The sequence below is a fragment of the Streptomyces sp. NPDC050625 genome, assembly GCF_040654755.1.
Taxonomy (GTDB): domain Bacteria; phylum Actinomycetota; class Actinomycetes; order Streptomycetales; family Streptomycetaceae; genus Streptomyces.
This window is the reverse complement of the sequence record NZ_JBFAIQ010000115.1, coordinates 1-1,615: the sequence shown is the minus strand read 5'-3', so window position 1 is coordinate 1,615 and position 1,615 is coordinate 1. Positions and strand designations below refer to the sequence as shown.

Annotated in this window: 1 protein-coding gene; it reads left to right on the top strand. The window is 73.6% G+C overall.

The features are described from left to right. A partial coding sequence (locus tag AB0I54_RS48120) for a type I polyketide synthase (protein ID WP_363302750.1) occupies window positions 1-1,615 on the top strand: 1,615 nt, incomplete at both ends.

Here is a 1,615-nt window from a genome sequence, read left to right as displayed (position 1 = left end):
GGCTCCTTCTGGTGAGCCGCCGGGGCGCGGAGGCCCCCGGTGCGGCCGAGCTGGAGGCCGAACTGGCCGCACACGGTGCCGAGGTCACCTGGGCGACCTGCGACGCGGCCGACCGAGGCGCCCTCGCCGAGGTGCTGTCCGGCACGCCGGTGACCGCCGTGGTGCACACGGCCGGCGTCCTCGACGACGGCGTGATCGCCGCGCTCACCCCGGAGCGCATGCAGAAGGTGCTGCGTCCGAAGGTCGACGCCGTGCTCAACCTCCATGAGCTGACGAGCGACCTGTCGGAGTTCGTCGTCTTCTCCTCGGTTTCCGGAATCCTGGGCAGCGCGGGACAGGGCAACTACGCGGCGGCGAACACCTTCCTCGACGCCTTCGCCGAATCCCGCCGCGCCCGGGGGCTTCCCGCCACGTCGCTGGCATGGGGCCTGTGGGAGCAGGGCAGCGGCATGGCCGACCGGCTCGACCAGGCGGACCTCGCCCGGCTCAAGCGGGTGGGCCTGGCCCCGCTGGCCGTGGACGAGGGTCTGCGGCTGTTCGACGCGGCGCTGGCCCTGGACCGGGCAACCGTCGCCCCGCTACGGCTGGACCTGGGCGGGCTGCAGGGCACGGTGCCGCCGGTCCTGCGCGGGCTGCGCGGCCCTGTACGGGGCACCGCGCGGCGCACGGCGCGGACCGCGCCGAAGGGATCCCTGGGCCTGCGGCTGGCCGGGCTGCCGGAGGCCGAGCGCGAGGATGTGGTGCTGGACCTGGTGCGCACCGAGGTCGCCGCCGTGCTCGGCCACGCCTCGGCCCAGGCCGTCCAGCCGGAACACGCCTTCCAGGACGCCGGTTTCGACTCGCTCACCTCGGTGGAACTCCGCAACCGGCTGAACGCGGAGACAGGGCTGCGGCTCTCCGCGACCCTGGTCTTCGACCACCCCACGCCCGTCGCGCTCTCCCGCTTCCTGCTCGCCGAGACGCTGGGTGTCCAGGAGCGGTCCGAGGCCGCGGTCGCCGCGGTGAGCGGGACGGACGAGCCGATCGCGATCGTGGGCATGGCCTGCAGGTTCCCCGGTGACGTGCGCTCGCCCGAAGACCTGTGGCGCCTGGTCGCCTCCGGCGGTGACGCGATCTCGGGCTTCCCCGAGGACCGCGGCTGGGACGTCGAGAACCTCTACGACCCGGACCCCGACCGCTCCGGCAAGTCGTATGTGCGGCATGGTGGCTTCCTGCACGAGGCTGCCGAGTTCGACCCGGCTTTCTTCGGGATCTCGCCGCGTGAGGCGCTGGCGATGGATCCGCAGCAGCGGTTGCTGCTGGAGACGTCGTGGGAGGCGTTCGAACGGGCCGGGATCGACCCGGCGACGGTGCGGGGCAGCAGGACCGGTGTCTTCGCCGGCGTGATGTACCACGACTACGGCGGACGCGTGACAACGGCTCCGGCGGGCATGGACGCCTACCTGGGCAGCGGCAGCGCGGGCAGCATCGCCTCCGGCCGGGTCGCGTACACGTTCGGCCTCGAGGGTCCGGCGGTCACTGTCGACACGGCGTGCTCGTCCTCGCTGGTGGCGCTGCACCTGGCGGCCCAGGCGCTGCGGAGCGGCGAGTGTTCGATGGCGCTGGTCGGCGGCGT